Here is an 18,715-nt window from a genome sequence, read left to right on the forward strand (position 1 = left end):
GGGCACGTAAACGCCCCTAAAACGCGCGGGAAGGGGCGTTTACGCGCCCCTCGGCGTCAGTCGCGGCGGGTGCCGGACTGGAAGATGCTGCGGGCGGGCGGCGGCGACGGCACGCTCGTCGCGTCCGTGACGATCGGCGCGCCCGCCGCGAACGTCCGCAGCTCCTCGCCCGCCACGGCCTTCGCGGGATGCGGCCCGCTCGCGAGCAGGCGCGGCAGCCACTCCAGCGGCAGCGGCGAGTTCGACCCGACCAGCACGACGTTGCCGAACCGGCGCCCCTTCAGCACCTGCGTCTCCGCCAGCGCCGCGACGTTCTCCACGACGGCGCCCAGCGTCGACACCTGGCTGCGCGCGAACGTCAGCGGAGGCCCGTCCGCCACGTTGACGAGCACGATGCCGTCCGGCTTCAGCAGCGACACCGCCGAGCGGTAGAACTCCACGCTCGTCACGTGCGCGGGCGTCCGCGAGCCGCTGAAGATGTCGATGACCAGGAGGTCGACCTCCCCGCGCAGGCCGGCCGGCAGCTTGCCGACGACCTCCCGCGCGTCGCCGTGCCGGATGCGGATCTGCGCGTAGCGGGGGAGCGGCAGGTTCTCCCGCACCAGGTCCACCAGCCGGCTCTCCAGCTCCACCACCTGCTGCCGCGAGCCGGGCCGGGTGTGCGCGATGTAGCGCGGGAGGGTCAGCGCGCCCGCTCCCAGGTGCACAGCCGTGATCGGCTGCCCCGGCTCGCCGATGAGGTCGATGACGTTGCCCATCCGCTGGATGTACTCGAAGAACAGCCGGCTGGGGTCGTCCAGGTCGACGTGCGACTGCGGGGTCCCGTCGACCACGAGCTGGTACGCGCCCGGCACGAAGCGGTCCGGCTCGATCGTGGCGAGGTAGCCGCTCTCGGCGAGGACGACCGAGGGGAGCGGCGGGTTCTGTGGCACGGCGTCCAGCGTAGTCCGCGGCCTCCACCCGATCTCCACCCTCCTCTCCACCCGGTCTCCGCCGCCGGGCGGTCCCGCCGTGGCCGCCCGGACGCGACTCTTGAGAGGTGCCGGACATGCCGGCCGGAAGGACTCCCACTCATGAACGTGCAGACGCTGACCAACGCGATTCTCATCCTGCTGCTGATCGGCTGGGTGGGCTACCGCCAGCTGACCTGGCGCCCGGTGTCGATCGCGAAGATGTGGCGCTTCCCGGCGATCATGTCGGTGGTCGGCGTGGTGCTCATCGTGCAGCAGGTGAAGCCCACCTCGCTCACCCCCTTGGACCTGGCCGTGGTGGCCGGCGAGCTCGTGCTGTCGCTGGCCGTCGGCGCGTGGATGGGAGCGATCGCGCACTTCCGCCCGCTGGAGTCGCCCATCCGGCTCGGCGACGACGCCCGCTACATCGCGACCTACGAGTCGCGCACCGGCGTGCTCGGGATGGTGCTCTGGGTGCTGGTCATCGCCGTCCGTGTCGGCGTGGACGTGCTGGCCTCGATGGCCGGCGCGCACCTGGCGACCGCCACCGGCGTCATCTTCCTGGTGTTCGCCGCCAACCGCGCCGCCCGGACCGCCGTCTTCGCGGCGCGTCTCGATCGGCACGCCGCGCTCGCCGCATGATGGTCTCGTGGACTTCTGGAGCAGACCGGGCCTGCTGGCGCTCGTACTGAACATCCTCGGTGCGGGCGCCGTGGGCTGGTCGCTGGTGCGCACCCACGCCGAGGACCGCCCGGCGTGGGTGCTCGCGCTCGCGCTGTTCGCGGTGGCGGCGTGGCTCGCCCGGTCGGTCCTCACCTTCGTGGGATGGCGGCGCGCGGCGCTCGTGCTATGCCTGCTCTCGGCGGCGACCGGAGCGTTCGTCGCGCCGGCCACCGACGGGATCGCGATCGTCCCCGCGGCCGTGGCGGTGCTCTACCTGGTCGGGGACCCGACCTGGCCGCTGCCGCTCGGCGGGGCGGTCGCCGCGGTCTCGGCGGCGCTGGTCGCGGTGGGCGCCCTCCCGTTCGGCTCGCCCGTGGCGGCGGTGCTCGGCGAGATGGCCGGGATCGTGCTGGCCGGCTTCGCGGGCCTCAGTCGCCGGCAGTTCCGCCTCACCGAGCAGCAGGGAGCGCTGCTGCGGGAGCGCGAACTCGCCATGCGGGAGGAGGCCGCCCGGGTGGCGATCGCCCGCGACCTCCACGACGTGCTCGCGCACAGCCTCGGCGGCCTGGTCATCCAGCTCGACGCGGTGGACGCGCTGCTGGAGGCAGGGGAGGCCACGGCCGCCCGGGAGCGCGTCGTGGCCGCGCGCGGACTCGCCGCGGACGGACTCGCCGAGGCTCGCCGAGCGGTCGCCGCGCTGCGCGACCCGGACGGGACGGCGAAGACCACCGTGACCGCCGCCGACTTCCGCGCGACGCTCGACGACCTGGTCGCCGCGCACCGCACCCTCGGCGGGATCGCCGCGCTGCACGAGTCGGGTTCGCCGCGGCCGCTCGACTCCGCCCAGGCGACCGCTCTGCAGCGCGCCCTCCAGGAGTCCCTGAGCAACGCGCGCAAGCACGCGCCGGGCGCACCCGTCGACGCCGCGCTCGACTGGCAGGATGAACGGGTGCTGCTCACCGTCTCCTCGCCGCTGATCCCGTCGCCGGTCGCGTCGCACGGCAGCGCGCTCGCTGCCTCGGGCGGCGGCCACGGCCTGGAGGGGATGCGCGAGCGCTTCTCCGCCCTCCCGCTCGGCGGCTCCGTGGCCGCGACCGCGGACGGCGGACGGTTCACCGTCACGGCCGAGGCCAGGCTGGCATGAGCGGTGTGACTGGCATGAGCGGCGACACCGCACCGGGCGACCGCATCCGCGTCGTCGTCGCCGACGACCAGGCGATCATCCGCGACGGCCTGGTCACCGTCCTCGGCCTGCTGCCCGACATGGAGGTCGTCGGCTCCGCGTCCGACGGCGCCGAGGCGGTGGCGCTCGCCGTGGCCGAGCGTCCCGATGTCGTGCTGATGGACCTCCGGATGCCGGTGCTCGACGGGGTCGGCGCCACCGAGCGGATCGTGCGCGAGGCGCCGGGCTCCGCGGTGCTCGTGCTCACGACCTTCGCCGACGACGAGTCGATCCTCACCGCGCTCCGTGCGGGCGCCCGCGGCTACCTCACCAAGGACGCCGGCCGCGCCGAGCTGGCCTCGGCCGTCCGGGCCGTGGCGCGCGGCCAGGCGACCTTCGCCCCGGAGGTCGGCGCCCGCATCATCGGCTCGCTGACCTCCGCGCCGCCCGCCCGCCCGGCCGACCCCGCCGGCGCGCTCGTGGAGCGGTTCCCCGCGCTCACCCGCCGGGAGGCCGAGGTGCTGGGACTCGTCGCAGACGGCCTCAGCAACGGCGAGATCGCCTCCGCCCTCTTCGTCGGCGGCTCCACCGTGAAGACCCACATCAACGCGATCTTCGCCAAGCTCGGCGTCTCCTCGCGCGCCCAGGCCATCGCGCTCGTCCGCCGCTGACGGACACCGGCCGCGCGCGGTCGCGTGTTCGGCCGCCGAGGGGGAGGATGGCCACATGACTGATCGGGTACTGGTGACGGGCGGCTCGGGTTTCGTGGGAGCGCACTGCGTCCTCGCGCTGCTGGAGGCCGGATACTCGGTGCGGACGACCATCCGCTCGCCCCAGCGCGCCGCCGACGTGCGGTCGCAGCTGGCCGCCGGTGGCATCCCGGACGCGGGGGACCGGCTGGAGTTCGCCGTCGCCGACCTCCTCGACGACGCCGGCTGGGCCGAGGCGGTCGACGGCTGCCGGTTCGTCCTGCACGTCGCCTCCCCGTTCCCGATGACCGAGCCGAAGGACCCCGACGAGCTGGTGCGGCCGGCGCGGGAGGGCGCCCTGCGCGTGCTGCGCGCGGCCCGGGACGCCGGTGTGGAGCGGGTCGTCCTCACCTCCTCCTTCGCCGCGATCGGCTACGGCCACGCCCCGACGCGGCAGCCGTTCACCGAGGTGGACTGGACCGAGCTCGACAGCGGCCGCCCGATCAGCGCGTACGTCCGCTCCAAGACGCTCGCCGAGCACGCCGCGTGGGACTTCATCGCCAAGGAGGGCGGCTCCCTGGAGCTCGCGACCGTCAACCCGGTCGGCATCCTCGGCCCGGTGCTCGGCCCCGACTACTCCAGCTCGGTCGAGCTGGTGAAGCTCGTGAGGGAGGGCCGCCTCCCGCGCCTGCCGGACGTCTACTTCGGCGTCGTGGACGTGCGCGACGTCGCCGGCCTGCACCTGCTCGCCATGACCAAGCCGGAGGCGGCGGGCGAGCGTTTCCTCGCCACCGCGGGCGACGCCCTGGGCGCGCCGGAGCTCGCCCTCATCATCCGCGGCCACCTCGGCTCGCCCGCCGGCGACCGCGTGCGCACCGCCGTGATGCCGTCGTGGGTCCTGAAGGCCGCGGCCCCGTTCAGTCGGCGGGTGCGCGGGTCGCTGCCCGACATCGGCGTCTACCGCAACGGGTCCTCCGCGAAGGCGCGGACGGTGCTCGGCTGGCGGCCGCGCTCCCGCGAGGAGGCGGTCATCGCGACGGTGGACTCGCTGCCGCCGCGCCTGCACTGACGCGGGAATATCCCAGCGTCCGCGCGGTTATACACCGAGACTGCGCCTCCGGTCAAGAAAAGACTGGACACGGCGCGTCAGTTTGACATATAGTGGTTCTTTGCGCTCCCACGCACACCCTTGCCTTCATATTGCGGTCGGCTCTGACTTCCCTCGCGCGCGTCTGGGCCCGGTTCATCGGGTCAGATACGGCGGCACGAGACGTGTCTGGGAGTCCTCGTCCCTCACAACACCACATCTCGACCGACAGTAACTGGCCCGACGGGGCCCACGGAGGTTATTTCCTTGGCTGCTGCGCGCAACGCAACCAACACTGACAAGACACCCAAGAACGGACGAGCCGCATCTCGTCTTTCGTTCGCCAAGATCACGGACACCCTCACCGTCCCCGATCTGCTCGCACTGCAGACGGAGAGCTTCGACTGGCTGGTCGGAAACGACGCGTGGAAGGCACGCGTCGCCGAAGCCGAGGCACAGGGTCGCCAGGATCTGCCCGCCAACACGGGCCTCGAGGAGATCTTCGAGGAGATCTCCCCCATCGAGGACCTCGGCGAGACCATGCAGCTCTCGTTCACGAACCCGTTCCTGGAGGAGAAGAAGTACTCGATCGACGAGTGCAAGGAGAAGGGCAAGACCTACGCTGCCCCGCTCTACGTCGAGGCCGAGTTCATGAACCACCTCACCGGTGAGATCAAGACCCAGACGGTCTTCATGGGCGACTTCCCGCTCATGACCGAGAAGGGCACCTTCATCATCAACGGCACCGAGCGTGTCGTCGTCTCCCAGCTCGTCCGCTCGCCGGGCGTCTACTTCGAGGCCGCCGCCGACAAGACCTCCGACAAGGACATCTACTCGGCCCGCATCATCCCGAGCCGCGGTGCGTGGCTCGAGTTCGAGATCGACAAGCGCGACCAGGTCGGTGTCCGCATCGACCGCAAGCGCAAGCAGTCGGTCACCGTGTTCCTGAAGGCCCTCGGCCTCACCAGCGAGGAGATCCTCGCCGAGTTCGCCGGCTTCCAGTCGATCGAGCTGACCCTGGAGAAGGACGCCATCCTCACCAAGGAGGAGGCGCTGAAGGACATCTACCGCAAGCTGCGTCCGGGCGAGCAGGTCGCCGCCGAGGCCGCGCGTGCGCTGCTGGACAACTTCTACTTCAACCCGAAGCGCTACGACCTCGCCAAGGTCGGCCGTTACAAGATCAACCGCAAGCTCGGCCTCGAGGCCCCGCTGTCCGACTCGGTGCTGACCGTCCAGGACATCATCGCGACGATCAAATACCTGGTCTCCCTGCACGACGGCCAGACCACGTTCAAGGGCCTCCGCAACGGCACCGAGACCCAGATCCGTCTCGACACCGACGACATCGACCACTTCGGCAACCGTCGTATCCGCGCCGTCGGCGAGCTCATCCAGAACCAGGTCCGCACCGGTCTCTCCCGCATGGAGCGCGTCGTCCGCGAGCGCATGACCACGCAGGACATCGAGGCGATCACCCCGCAGACCCTGATCAACGTGCGACCCGTCGTCGCCGCGATCAAGGAGTTCTTCGGCACCTCGCAGCTCTCGCAGTTCATGGACCAGAACAACCCGCTCGCGGGCCTGACCCACAAGCGCCGCCTGTCGGCGCTGGGCCCGGGCGGTCTGAGCCGTGAGCGCGCGGGCGTCGAGGTCCGTGACGTCCACCCGTCGCACTACGGCCGCATGTGCCCGATCGAGACGCCGGAAGGCCCGAACATCGGTCTGATCGGCTCGCTCGCGTCGTTCGCGCGGATCAACTCCTTCGGCTTCATCGAGACGCCGTACCGCAAGGTCGTCGAGGGCCGGGTCACCGACCAGATCGACTACCTCACCGCCTCCGAGGAGGACGACTTCGTCGTCGCGCAGGCCAACGCCCCGCTCGACCCGAGCGGCCACTTCACCGAGGAGCGCGTGCTCGCCCGTCAGAAGGGCGGCGAGGTCGACCTGATCCCCGCCGACGAGATCGGCTACATGGACGTCTCCCCGCGCCAGATGGTGTCGGTCGGTACGTCGCTGATCCCGTTCCTCGAGCACGACGACGCCAACCGAGCCCTCATGGGTGCGAACATGCAGCGCCAGGCGGTGCCGCTGCTCCGCTCGGAGAGCCCGGTGGTCGGAACCGGTATGGAGGGCTACGCGGCCATCGACGCCGGTGACGTGGTCACCGCCGACAAGTCCGGTGTGGTCACCGAGGTCTCGGCCGACGCCGTGACCGTCCAGGCCGACGACGGCACGATCAAGTCCTACTACCTGCGCAAGTTCGACCGCTCCAACCAGGGCACGTCGTACAACCACCGCGTGGTCGTGGACGAGGGCGACCGCATCGAGGCCGGGGAGGTCGTCGCCGACGGCCCCGCGACCGAGAACGGCGAGCTCGCGCTCGGCAAGAACCTGCTCGTGGCGTTCATGCCGTGGGAGGGCCACAACTTCGAGGACGCGATCATCCTCAGCCAGAACCTGGTGAAGGACGACACCCTCTCCTCGATCCACATCGAGGAGTACGAGGTCGACGCCCGCGACACCAAGCTCGGCAAGGAGGAGATCACCCGCGACCTCCCGAACGTCAGCCCGGACCTCCTGGCCGACCTCGACGAGCGCGGCATCATCCGCATCGGCGCCGAGGTGCGCCCCGGCGACATCCTCGTCGGCAAGGTCACGCCGAAGGGCGAGACCGAGCTGTCGGCCGAGGAGCGCCTGCTCCGCGCGATCTTCAACGAGAAGAGCCGCGAGGTGCGCGACACCTCCCTCAAGGTCCCGCACGGCGAGGAGGGCACCATCATCGGTGTCAAGGTCTTCGACGCGCAGGACGGCGACGACGAGCTCGGCTCCGGCGTGAACCAGCGCGTGGTGGTCTACATCGCCCAGAAGCGCAAGATCACCGCGGGCGACAAGCTCGCCGGCCGTCACGGCAACAAGGGCGTCATCTCCAAGATCCTCCCGGTCGAGGACATGCCGTTCCTCGCGGACGGGACGCCGGTCGACGTCATCCTCAACCCGCTGGGTGTCCCCGGTCGAATGAACTTCGGCCAGGTCCTGGAGATCCACCTCGGCTGGATCGCCAAGAACGGCTGGGAGATCAAGGGCAAGCCCAAGTGGGCCGCCGAGCTCCCCGAGGCCGCGTTCAGCGCCGCTCCCAACACCAAGGTCGCGACCCCGGTGTTCGACGGTGCGAAGGAGGAGGAGATCGCCGGCCTGCTCGACGCCACCCTCCCGACCCGCGACGGCGACCGCCTGATCGGATCGTCCGGCAAGACGCAGCTCTTCGACGGCCGCTCCGGCGAGCCCTACCCGGACCCGGTGTCGGTCGGCTACATGTACATCCTGAAGCTGCACCACCTGGTCGACGACAAGATCCACGCGCGCTCGACCGGCCCGTACTCGATGATCACCCAGCAGCCGCTCGGTGGTAAGGCGCAGTTCGGTGGCCAGCGCTTCGGTGAGATGGAGGTGTGGGCCCTCGAGGCCTATGGAGCCGCGTACGCGCTCCAGGAGCTCCTGACCATCAAGTCGGATGACATCCTCGGCCGCGTCAAGGTCTACGAGGCCATCGTCAAGGGTGAGAACATCCAGGAGCCGGGCATCCCGGAGTCCTTCAAGGTCCTCATCAAGGAGATGCAGTCGCTCTGCCTGAACGTGGAGGTCCTCTCGGCCGACGGCCAGGCGGTCAGCCTGCGCGATGCCGACGACGAGGCCTTCCGCGCTGCGGAGGAGCTCGGCATCAACATCTCCTCCCGGTTCGAGTCCTCGTCCATCGACGAGATCTGACCCGGTAGCCAGACCCACCTGACGAATCTTCTATAGGAGAGAGTGAAACATTGCTCGACGCAACAACTTTCGATGAGCTGCGTATCGGCCTGGCCACCGCTGACGACATCCGTCGCTGGAGCTACGGCGAGGTCAAGAAGCCCGAGACGATCAACTACCGCACGCTGAAGCCCGAGAAGGACGGCCTGTTCGGAGAGCAGATCTTCGGCCCGTCCCGCGACTGGGAGTGCTCGTGCGGCAAGTACAAGCGCGTCCGGTTCAAGGGCATCGTGTGCGAGCGCTGCGGCGTGGAGGTCACCAAGTCCTCCGTCCGCCGCGAGCGCATGGGCCACATCGAGCTGGCCGCGCCGGTCACGCACATCTGGTACTTCAAGGGTGTGCCCAGCCGCCTCGGCTACCTGCTCGACATGGCGCCGAAGGACCTCGAGAAGGTCATCTACTTCGCCGCCTACATGGTGATCGAGGTCGACGAGGACGGCCGTCACGCCGACCTCCCGGGCCTGGAGAACGAGCTGCGCCTGGAGATCAAGACGCTGGCCGACCAGCGCGACGCCCGCGTCGCCGACCGTCTGCAGCGCCTGGAGACCGATCTCGCCGCCCTCGAGGAGGAAGGTGCCAAGGCCGACCAGAAGCGTCGCGTCAAGGACACCTCCGAGAAGGAGATGGGCCAGATCCGCAAGTCCTACGACGAGGACATCGCCCGCCTGGAGCGCGTGTGGGAGTCGTTCCGCACCCTCAAGGTCGGCGACCTCAAGCCGGAGGACGCGGACTTCAACGAGCTCGTGGACCGCTACGGCCTGTACTTCGAGGCGTTCATGGGCGCCGAGGCGATCAAGCGCCGCCTGCAGGCGTTCGACCTGACCGCCGAGGCCGAGCTGCTCCGCGAGCAGATCGCGAACGGCAAGGGCCAGAAGAAGATCCGCGCCATCAAGCGCCTGCGCGTGGTGTCGTCGTTCCTGGCGACCGGCAACTCGCCGGCCGCGATGGTCCTGGACGTCGTCCCGGTCATCCCGCCGGAGCTTCGCCCGATGGTCCAGCTCGACGGTGGCCGCTTCGCGACCTCCGACCTGAACGACCTGTACCGCCGCGTGATCAACCGCAACAACCGTCTCCGCCGCCTGCTCGACCTCGGCGCTCCCGAGATCATCGTGAACAACGAGAAGCGCATGCTCCAGGAGGCCGTCGACGCGCTGTTCGACAACGGCCGCCGCGGCCGCCCGGTCACGGGCACCGGCAACCGCGCGCTCAAGTCCCTCAGCGACATGCTGAAGGGCAAGCAGGGCCGGTTCCGCCAGAACCTGCTCGGCAAGCGCGTGGACTACTCGGGCCGTTCGGTCATCATCGTGGGTCCGCAGCTCAAGCTGCACCAGTGCGGTCTGCCCAAGCAGATGGCGCTGGAGCTGTTCAAGCCGTTCGTGATCAAGCGCCTGATCGACCTGAGCCACGCTCAGAACATCAAGGCCGCCAAGCGCATGGTGGAGCGTTCGCGCCCGCAGGTCTGGGACGTCCTCGAGGAGATCATCCGCGAGCGCCCGGTCCTCCTGAACCGCGCTCCCACCCTGCACCGTCTCGGCATCCAGGCCTTCGAGCCGCAGCTCGTCGAGGGCAAGGCCATCCAGCTCCACCCGCTGGTGTGCGCCGCCTTCAACGCGGACTTCGACGGCGACCAGATGGCCGTGCACCTGCCCCTGTCGGTGGAGGCCCAGGCCGAGGCCCGCATCCTGATGCTCGCCTCGAACAACATCCTGAAGCCGTCCGACGGCCGCCCGGTCACCCTGCCCTCGCAGGACATGATCATCGGTCTGCACCACCTCACCACCGTCCGCGAGGGCGCCGTGGGCGAGGGTCGCGCGTTCTCCTCGGTCTCCGAGGCGATCCTCGCGAAGGACCAGGGCTCGCTGCACCTCAACGCCAAGGTGAAGATCCGCCTCGACAACTACGTGCCGTCGGACGCCGCCGACACCGGTGCCGAGCCGATCACCGCGATCGTGGAGACCACCCTCGGCCGCGCCCTCTTCAACGAGGCGCTGCCGGCGGACTACCCCTACGTGGAGGAGGTCGCCGACAAGGGTCAGATCTCGTCGATCGTCAACGCCCTGGCGGAGCGCTACCCCAAGGTGGAGGTCGCCGCGGCGCTCGACCGGATCAAGGACGCTGGCTTCTACTGGGGCACCCGCTCGGGCGTCACGGTGTCGTTGAGCGACATCCTGACCCCGCCGAACAAGGCGCAGATCGTGGCCGGCTACGAGAAGAAGGCCGCGAAGATCACGGCGGAGTTCGAGAAGGGTCTCACGACCGACCTCGAGCGTCGCCAGGAGCTGGTGAAGATCTGGACCGAGGCGACCAACGAGGTGGCCGAGGCCATGCGCGCCAACTTCCCGGTCGACAACACCATCAACCGCATGGTCACCTCGGGCGCCCGTGGTAACTGGCTGCAGGTGCGCAACATCGCCGGTATGCGTGGTCTGGTGAACAACCCGAAGGGTGAGATCATCCCCCGTCCGATCATCTCCTCGTACCGCGAGGGTCTGTCGGTGGCGGAGTACTTCATCGCGACGCACGGTGCCCGTAAGGGTCTGGCCGACACGGCCCTCCGTACGGCGGACTCGGGCTACCTGACCCGTCGTCTGGTGGACGTCTCGCAGGATGTCATCATCCGCGAGGACGACTGCGGGACGACCAAGGGCCTCGACCTGCCGATCGCGACCGTGGACGCCGAGGGCGTGCTCACGCGCGACCCGAACGTCGAGAACTCGGTGTTCGCCCGCACGCTCGCGGCCGACGCCGTGGGCTCGAACGGCGACGTCGTGGCGAAGGCCGGCGAGGACGTGGGCGACGTGCTCATCGACAAGCTGGTGGCCGCCGGTGTCCAGGACATCAAGGTCCGCTCGGTGCTCACCTGCGAGTCGGCGGTCGGCGTCTGCGCCGCCTGCTACGGCCGTTCGCTCGCGACCGGCAAGCTCGTGGACATCGGCGAGGCGGTCGGCATCATCGCCGCCCAGTCGATCGGTGAGCCCGGAACGCAGCTCACGATGCGTACCTTCCACACCGGTGGTTCGGCCTCCGCGGACGACATCACCCAGGGTCTGCCGCGCGTGCAGGAGCTGTTCGAGGCCCGTACCCCCAAGGGTGCGTCCCCGATCGCCGAGGCCGCCGGCCGCATCGTCATCGAGGAGACGGACAAGTCCCGCAAGGTCATCCTGACCCCGGACAACGGCGACGAGCCGCACGTCTACCCGGTGCTGAAGCGCTCGACCCTCCTCGTGGAGGACGGCCAGCGCGTTGAGCTCGGCCAGCAGCTGATCGTGGGAACGGTCGACCCGAAGGAGGTCCTCCGGGTCAAGGGCGTCCGCGAGGTGCAGAAGCACCTGGTGGGCGGCGTCCAGGGCGTCTACCGCTCGCAGGGCGTGCCGATCCACGACAAGCACATCGAGGTCATCGTCCGTCAGATGCTCCGCAAGGTCACCGTCGTCGACCACGGCGACACCGACCTGCTCCCGGGTGAGCTCGTCGACCGCTCGCGGTACAACGAGATCAACCGTGCGGCGCTGACCGAGGGCAAGAAGACGGCGTCCGCCCGTCAGGAGGTCATGGGTATCACCAAGGCCTCGCTGGCGACCGAGTCGTGGCTGTCGGCCGCGTCCTTCCAGGAGACCACCCGCGTCCTGACGCAGGCGGCGATGGAGGGCAAGTCCGACCCGCTGATCGGTCTCAAGGAGAACGTCATCATCGGTAAGCTCATCCCGGCCGGCACGGGCCTGTCCCGCTACCGGAACGTCTCGGTGGAGGCGACGGAGGAGGCCAAGGCGGAGCGGTACCCCAACCGCATCTTCGCCGACGACTCCGCGTTCAGCGAGAACGACCTGAGCTTCGTCGACTTCGACAGCTTCAGCTCGGACGACTACACCCCGGGCACCTACAACTGAGTTCGTAGGTAGTCCGTACCACGAAGGCCCCCGGCGCTTGCCGGGGGCCTTCGTCGTTGGTGGCCGCGCGAGTACGGGACAATAGAACCCGTGTGGAGACAGCTGCTGCAGTACACCGACACGGTCGGCCGCTCGATGGTCGGCTTCGCCGCCGTGGCGCTCGTCGTCGCCGTCGTGAGCTTCGTGGTCGGCATCGTGCAGGCCGTCTCCGGGCACGCCGCCGGCACTCTCCCGTTCTGGATGACGACGATGGGCTGCGCGGTCCTGGCCGGAGTCCTCGTCTACCTCGCGAGCCGTCGCGGCGACCTCCGGCGCCGCTGAGGAGGCTGTCCCCCGTTGATGGGGCACCCGCAAGCGGGACTGTTGAGCGAGCCTCAGCGGAAGTTAGGGTGACAAGGCTTCGCCCCGCCCGGAGTCTCGACCGGGGGACGGCGACGCTCTGCCGGTGACCCGACGCCGGCAGGCCTGCTATCCGAGGAGGTCCCCGTGGCGTCCATGACAGAGATCCTCATCCTTCACGGCCACCTGCCCATCGAGTACTTGGACTCGGTGAGCGAGCCCGCGTCGGAGGAGTCCGTCGTGCGCGAACTGGTCGAGCGCGGTGCCATCACACCGCTGCAGCTCGCGCGCGCCCGCGCGGCCCAGGCCGGCGCGCCCTTCGTCGAGCTCGTGGACTACCCGGTCGACCGGGCCGCGGTCGCGCTGGTGAACGGGGCGATCTGCAAACGGCACAATGTGCTGCCGATCGGCGTGGTCGACGGCGCCCTCCTGTTGGCGTCGTCCGACCCGGGCGACGTCCTCGCGCTGGACGACGTCCGCGCCGCCGCGCGGATGCCCATCGTCGCCGTCGTGGCCGAGCCAACCGACCTCGCCGCCGCCATCGACCGGTACATCCGGGCGGACGACGAGCTCAACGACCTGACCACCACCCTCGAGGACGAAGCCGCCCCCGAGGAGCTCAGCTCTGCCGCGATCACCGACGAGCTGGCCGACGACGAGGCGCCCATCGTGCGCTTCGTGAACCTCATCGTCAGTCAGGCCATCCAGGATCGCGCCTCCGACATCCACATCGAGCCGGGGGAGCACAGCCTCCGGGTCCGCTACCGCATCGACGGTGTGCTGCACGAGATGCAGTCCGCGCCCAAGACAGTGCAGAACGGTGTCATCTCGCGCCTCAAGATCATGAGCGACATCGACATCGCCGAGCGGCGTAAGCCGCAGGACGGCCGTATGTCCGTCGTGCACGGCGGGCGGCAGATCGACCTGCGCGTCGCGACCCTCCCCACGGTGTGGGGCGAGAAGGTCGTCATGCGAATCCTGGACAACACCAACACGTCACTGACGCTCCGCGACCTCAACCTGCTCGACCGCAACCTGGAGACGTTCAAGACGGCGTACTCCAAGCCGTACGGGATGATCCTGGTGACCGGCCCCACCGGCTCGGGCAAGTCCACCACGCTCTACACGACGCTGAACGCGGTGTCGAAGCCCGAGATCAACGTCATCACCGTCGAGGACCCGGTCGAGTACCGCATGCCCGGCATCAATCAGGTGCAGGTGAACCCGAAGGCGGGCCTCACCTTCGCCAGCGCCCTGCGCAGCATCCTCCGCAGCGACCCGGATGTGGTGCTGCTCGGCGAGATCCGCGACCACGAGACCGCGCAGATCGCGATCGAGGCCTCGCTGACCGGCCACCTGGTGCTCTCCACGCTGCACACGAACGACGCTCCGAGCGCGGTGACGCGTCTAACAGAGATGGACATCGAGCCGTTCCTCGTCGGGTCCGCCCTCGACTGCGTCGTCGCCCAGCGCCTCGCCCGCCGGCTGTGCGAGCGCTGCAAGCAGCCGCTCGCGTACGAGACGGACGACCTGATCCGGATGCGCTTTGCCGTCGACAGCGACGGCGAGCCGCCGGTCATCTTCGGCCCTGTCGGCTGCCAGGCCTGCTCGAACACCGGCTACCGCGGGCGGCTCGCCGTCCACGAGGTCATGGCCGTCACGGAGGAGATCGAACGGCTCACCGTCGAGCGGGCGTCGAGCGCCGAGATCGGCCGGGCCGCCCGCGAGCAGGGGATGCTGACCCTGCGCGAGGACGGCTGGGAGAAAGTCAAGCTCGGTCAGACGTCGGTCGACGAGATTCTGCGTGTGGTCGCGTAGGGAAGGGGTTCAGATGGCAACGGACGCAGCGAACGAGGGCTGGAACGCGGCGAAGGCCGCGGAGGGTCGCCCGATCTACGAGATCCCGGTGACGCCTCCCGAGGCCCCGGGCTGGGCGCGCCCGGTCTCCGGGCCGTTCGACGCGTTCGCGGACCCGCTGCCGACCTCGTTCTACCCTGCTCCGGCGGACACGGCTGCGCCGGCCGCTCAGCCTCCGGCGCCGGCCTACGAGTACACGCCGCCGACGACCGCATACGAGTTCGCTCCGGCGCCCGTGGAGCCGCCGGCGTACGTCGCGCCGACCAGCGGGTACGAGCCTCCGGCGTACGAGCCGCCGGCTCCGGCGTACGAGCCCGCTGCCGCGGCCTACGAGCCGCCGTCGCAGCAGGCGCCCGTCGCGTATGAGCCGCCTGCCGCCTCCGCGCCCGCCGCCCCCGCGCCTGTCGCACAGGAGGCCGAGGACGACCTCCATACGCTCACCCCCGCGGAGCGCGAGGCGCTGGCTGCGGCCGACCAGGAGCTGGTCGCCGCTCTGCGCACCGTCGTCACCCTCCGGGCCTCCGACCTCCATGTGACGGTCGGCGCGGCGCCCATGGTCCGTGTGGACGGCGCGCTCACCCCGGCCGGCTCCTCGACGGTCTGGGGTCACGAGCGCACCCGCGAGGCCCTGTTCAGCCTGCTCGACGAGCGCCAGAGGGCGGTGTTCGAGCGCGAGCTCGAACTCGACTTCGCGTTCACGATCTCCGCGAACTCGCGTTTCCGCGTCAACATCTACCAGCAGCGCGGCTCGGTCGGCGCAGCCTTCCGTCTCATCCCCACGGAGATCAAGGGGCTGCACGAGCTGGGCATCCCGGACAGTGTGGCCAAGCTGTCGCAACTGCCCCGTGGACTCGTCCTGGTCACCGGTCCGACCGGTTCGGGCAAGTCGACCACGCTGGCCGCGCTGATCGACCTGGTGAACACGACGCGCGCCGACCACATCGTGACGGTCGAGGACCCGATCGAGTTCATGCACACCCACAAGAAGGCGCTCGTCAACCAGCGCGAGGTCGGCCACGACACCCACAGCTTCAACAACGCCCTCAAGCACGTGCTGCGCCAGGACCCCGACGTCATCCTCATCGGCGAGCTCCGCGACCTGGAGACCATCTCCGTCGCTCTGACCGCCGCCGAGACCGGCCACCTGGTCTTCGCGACCCTGCACACGCAGGACGCTCCGCAGACCATCGACCGTGTCATCGACGTGTTCCCGCCGCACCAGCAGCAGCAGGTGCGCGCCCAGCTCGCCGCGACGCTCCAGGGCGTCATCTGTCAGACCCTCGTCAAGAAGGCGTCCGGCCGCGGCCGTGCCGTCGCGACCGAGGTCATGCTGACGACGCCGGCCATCGCGAACCTCATCCGCGAGGGCAAGACCTACCAGATCGGCTCGATGATGCAGGCGGGCCGTGACCAGGGGATGCACACCATGGACCAGCACCTCGCCGACCTCGTCGACTCGGGCGCGATCACCCGCGGCGCCGCGTTCGAGAAGGCCCACGACCCGCAGGGCCTCGACCGCCTCATCCAGCGCGTGGAGTCGCCCACGGCGGCCTCCGCATGGGCCATCGCCGAGAGCGGGCCGGACTTCGGCGACCGTTACTCCGGGACGGTGCGCTGATGGCCGGCTCGGCGACGTTCGCGTACGCGGGGCGGACCAACGCCGGCAAGCTCGTCAAAGGCAAGCTGGACGCCCCCAGCGAGGGCGCCGTCGTCGTCCGCCTGCGGGCGATGGGCCTCAGCCCGGTCTCCATCCAGGAGTCGTCGGCGGGCACGGGGCTCCAGAAGGAGATCACGATCCCGGGCTTCCAGAAGGTCGTGAAGCTCAAGGACCTCGCCGTGATGAGCCGCCAGATGGCGACGATGATCGGCTCGGGGCTCTCGCTGCTGCGGACGTTGAATATCCTGGCGGACCAGACCGAGTCGAAGCGCCTGCGGGAGATCCTCTCCACGGTGCGCGACGACGTGGAGGACGGCACGTCGTTGTCGGCGGCGATGGCCAAGCACGACGTGGACTTCCCGCCGCTGATGATCAGCATGGTCCGGGCGGGCGAGACCGGCGGCTTCCTCGACAGCGCCCTCTCGTCGATCGCGGAGAACTTCGAGAAGGAGGTCAAGCTCCGAGCCACGATCAAGTCGGCGATGACCTACCCGGTCGTCGTGCTGGTGATGTCGCTGGTCTCCGTCGTCATCATGCTGATCTTCATCGTCCCGATCTTCAAGAATATGTTCCAGAGCCTGGGCGGGCAGCTGCCGCTGCCGACGCAGATCCTCGTCAACCTCTCGGCGGCGATGGTCTGGCTCGGTCCGTTGCTGGCGGTTCTCATCATCGGCAGCTGGCTGTGGTGGCGGGTCAACAAGAACAACGAGGACGTCCGGCGGCATACCGACCCGATCCGGTTCCGGATCCCCGTGTTCGGCGCCCTCAACAAGAAGATCGCGATCGCGCGGTTCTCGAAGAACCTGTCGAACATGATCGGCGCGGGCGTGCCGATCCTGCAGGCCCTCCACATCGTGGGTGCGACCTCCGGCAACTGGGTCATCCAGAACGCCCTCGAAGAGGTCGCCGACTCGGTCCGCAAGGGCGAGTCGATCGCCAAGCCGATGTCACGCGTGGACGTGTTCCCGCCGATGGTCACCCAGATGATCGCCGTGGGCGAGGATGCGGGCTCCCTGGAGACGATGCTGGACAAGATCGCGGTCTTCTACGACAACGAGGTCGAGTCGATGACGGAGGCGCTCACGTCGCTCATCGAGCCGCTCCTGATCGCCTTCCTCGGCGTCGTCATCGGCGGCATGATCGTCGCGCTCTACATGCCGATCTTCCAGATCGCCACGCTCATCCACTGACGCGCGCCCGCCTCAGCGCGCATCGAAAGCCCCTCAACTGGGGTCAGAAGAATGAAGAATACCCCCCACTTGCGGGATTATCTTGCATGTTTCCTGAGAAATAGCATCGGCCTCGATCGGGCGGTCTCCTAGGCCCGGTCTTCCCGTTACCCGAACGAATGGACCTGCAATGTACTTCCGCATCATGGGCACCCTGAACGACCGTCGCAAGGCACTGGCCGCCGGCGAGGAGACGGACAAGGGCTTCACCCTCATCGAACTCCTCGTCGTGGTGATCATCATCGGCATCCTGGCCGCGATCGCCATCCCCGTGTACCTGGGCATCCAGGACAACGCCAAGGACAGCTCGGCCCAGTCCGACGTCGTCAACCTCAAGACCGCCGTGGTCAGCATGCAGACGGGCACGGGCGCCCTGCCGTCGCCCTCCACCCTTGTGGTCGACTCCACCGGGAAGATCCTCACCTCCGCTGCGATCAGCGGTGGCGCCAGCCTCAGCAACAACACGCAGAGCCTCAGCTACACCCCGGGCACCGGCAGCCAGTTCTGCGTCGAGGCGACGAGCACGAGCACCAATCACACCGTGTTCTACGCGACCGACTCGAGCGGGGCGACCAAGACCAAGCCGACCGGCAGCGTCTGCCCGTGACGCCGGCGCCGGGTAGGGCGGCAGCAGTCCTACCCGGCTTCTGTCCCCGTTTTGGCGGACAAAACCCTGGTCAGAGCCCCTCAACTGGGGCCACCGAAATACCGTAAACCCCCCACTCGCGGGATTAAGCCGCACGTCACCCGCGAAATAGCATCGAAGCCGATCGGGAGTCTCGCAGCCCGGTCTCCCCGCCAATCCGACCGAATGGAACTGCAATGTACTTCCGACTCATGGGCAAGCTGAACGACCGTCGTAAGGCCCTCCTGCAGGGCGAGGAGGTCGAGAAGGGCTTCACCCTCATCGAACTCCTGGTCGTCGTGATCATCATCGGCATCCTCGCCGCGATCGCGATCCCCGTCTACCTCGGTATCCAGGACAACGCCAAGGACAGCTCGGCTCAGTCCGACGTCGTCAACCTCAAGACCGCCGTCGTCAGCATGCAGACGAGCACCGGCGCCCTGCCGGCCTCCACTGCTGTGGTCGACGCCACTGGAAAGGTCCTCACCCCGGAAGCGATCAGCGGTGGTGCCAGCCTCAGCAACAACACGCAGAGCCTGACCTACACCCCGGCTGCCGCGGGGAGCGGCTTCTGTGTCACCGCGACGAGCACGAGCAGCGGTCACACCGTGTTCTACGCGACCGACTCGACCGGAGCGTCGAAGACCAAGCCGGCCGGCTGCTGATCCGCGGTGGGCGGATGGTCGTGATCCCACGGCTGTCCGCCCACCTTTCGCCATATGCGGCGAACAAGACCCACCCACACCCCGAGAGACCCGAAATCGAA

At 69.0% G+C, this 18,715-nt stretch carries 13 protein-coding genes; 12 read left to right on the top strand and 1 reads right to left on the bottom strand.

Annotated features, from left to right (window positions below):
- Positions 1-56: 56 nt before the first annotated feature.
- Positions 57-932 carry a fused MFS/spermidine synthase gene (locus ABCS02_RS02410; RefSeq protein WP_345834020.1) on the bottom strand — a complete coding sequence of 292 codons (876 nt, stop codon included), beginning with the start codon at positions 930-932 and terminating at the stop codon, positions 57-59.
- A gap of 141 nt (positions 933-1,073) precedes the next feature.
- Here ABCS02_RS02410 and ABCS02_RS02415 point away from each other — a divergent pair, with 141 nt between their 5' ends.
- The 12 genes from ABCS02_RS02415 (at position 1,074) to ABCS02_RS02470 (ending at position 18,614) form a co-directional block, all read left to right on the top strand.
- Positions 1,074-1,592 carry a hypothetical protein gene (locus ABCS02_RS02415; protein ID WP_345834021.1) on the top strand — a complete coding sequence of 173 codons (519 nt, stop codon included), beginning with the start codon at positions 1,074-1,076 and terminating at the stop codon, positions 1,590-1,592.
- Positions 1,593-1,599: 7 nt separating this feature from the next.
- Positions 1,600-2,757, top strand: a complete 1,158-nt coding sequence (locus tag ABCS02_RS02420; RefSeq protein ID WP_345834022.1) for a histidine kinase — start codon at positions 1,600-1,602, stop codon at positions 2,755-2,757.
- Positions 2,758-2,771: 14 nt separating this feature from the next.
- Positions 2,772-3,446 (top strand): response regulator transcription factor, encoded by a 675-nt coding sequence (locus ABCS02_RS02425; RefSeq protein WP_345835158.1) that lies wholly within the window; start codon positions 2,772-2,774, stop codon positions 3,444-3,446.
- A gap of 55 nt (positions 3,447-3,501) precedes the next feature.
- On the top strand, positions 3,502-4,533 hold the full coding sequence (locus ABCS02_RS02430; RefSeq protein WP_345834023.1) for an aldehyde reductase: 1,032 nt from the start codon (positions 3,502-3,504) through the stop codon (positions 4,531-4,533).
- A 285-nt stretch (positions 4,534-4,818) separates the two neighbouring features.
- Positions 4,819-8,316: a DNA-directed RNA polymerase subunit beta gene (rpoB, locus tag ABCS02_RS02435; RefSeq protein ID WP_345834024.1), complete on the top strand. Its 3,498-nt coding sequence runs from the start codon at positions 4,819-4,821 to the stop codon at positions 8,314-8,316.
- 50 nt (positions 8,317-8,366) lie between these two features.
- Positions 8,367-12,242, top strand: coding sequence for a DNA-directed RNA polymerase subunit beta' (gene rpoC / locus ABCS02_RS02440; protein ID WP_345834025.1), 3,876 nt, complete (start codon positions 8,367-8,369; stop codon positions 12,240-12,242).
- Positions 12,243-12,332: 90 nt separating this feature from the next.
- Positions 12,333-12,563: a hypothetical protein gene (locus ABCS02_RS02445; RefSeq protein WP_345834026.1), complete on the top strand. Its 231-nt coding sequence runs from the start codon at positions 12,333-12,335 to the stop codon at positions 12,561-12,563.
- Positions 12,564-12,728: 165 nt separating this feature from the next.
- Complete coding sequence (locus ABCS02_RS02450; RefSeq protein WP_345834027.1) at positions 12,729-14,399, top strand: ATPase, T2SS/T4P/T4SS family; 1,671 nt, start codon at positions 12,729-12,731, stop codon at positions 14,397-14,399.
- A gap of 13 nt (positions 14,400-14,412) precedes the next feature.
- Positions 14,413-16,056 carry a type IV pilus twitching motility protein PilT gene (locus ABCS02_RS02455; protein ID WP_345834028.1) on the top strand — a complete coding sequence of 548 codons (1,644 nt, stop codon included), beginning with the start codon at positions 14,413-14,415 and terminating at the stop codon, positions 16,054-16,056.
- The gene (locus ABCS02_RS02460) at positions 16,056-17,285 is read left to right on the top strand and encodes a type II secretion system F family protein (protein ID WP_345834029.1); all 1,230 of its coding nucleotides are present in this window, start codon (positions 16,056-16,058) and stop codon (positions 17,283-17,285) included. Before ABCS02_RS02455 ends, ABCS02_RS02460 begins: the two co-directional genes overlap by 1 nt.
- 169 nt (positions 17,286-17,454) lie before the next feature.
- Positions 17,455-17,931 (top strand): prepilin-type N-terminal cleavage/methylation domain-containing protein, encoded by a 477-nt coding sequence (locus tag ABCS02_RS02465; RefSeq protein ID WP_345834030.1) that lies wholly within the window; start codon positions 17,455-17,457, stop codon positions 17,929-17,931.
- Positions 17,932-18,146: 215 nt separating this feature from the next.
- Positions 18,147-18,614, top strand: coding sequence for a prepilin-type N-terminal cleavage/methylation domain-containing protein (locus ABCS02_RS02470; protein WP_345834031.1), 468 nt, complete (start codon positions 18,147-18,149; stop codon positions 18,612-18,614).
- The last annotated feature ends 101 nt before the right edge of the window (positions 18,615-18,715 follow it).

The organism is Microbacterium sp. X-17, assembly GCF_039615055.1.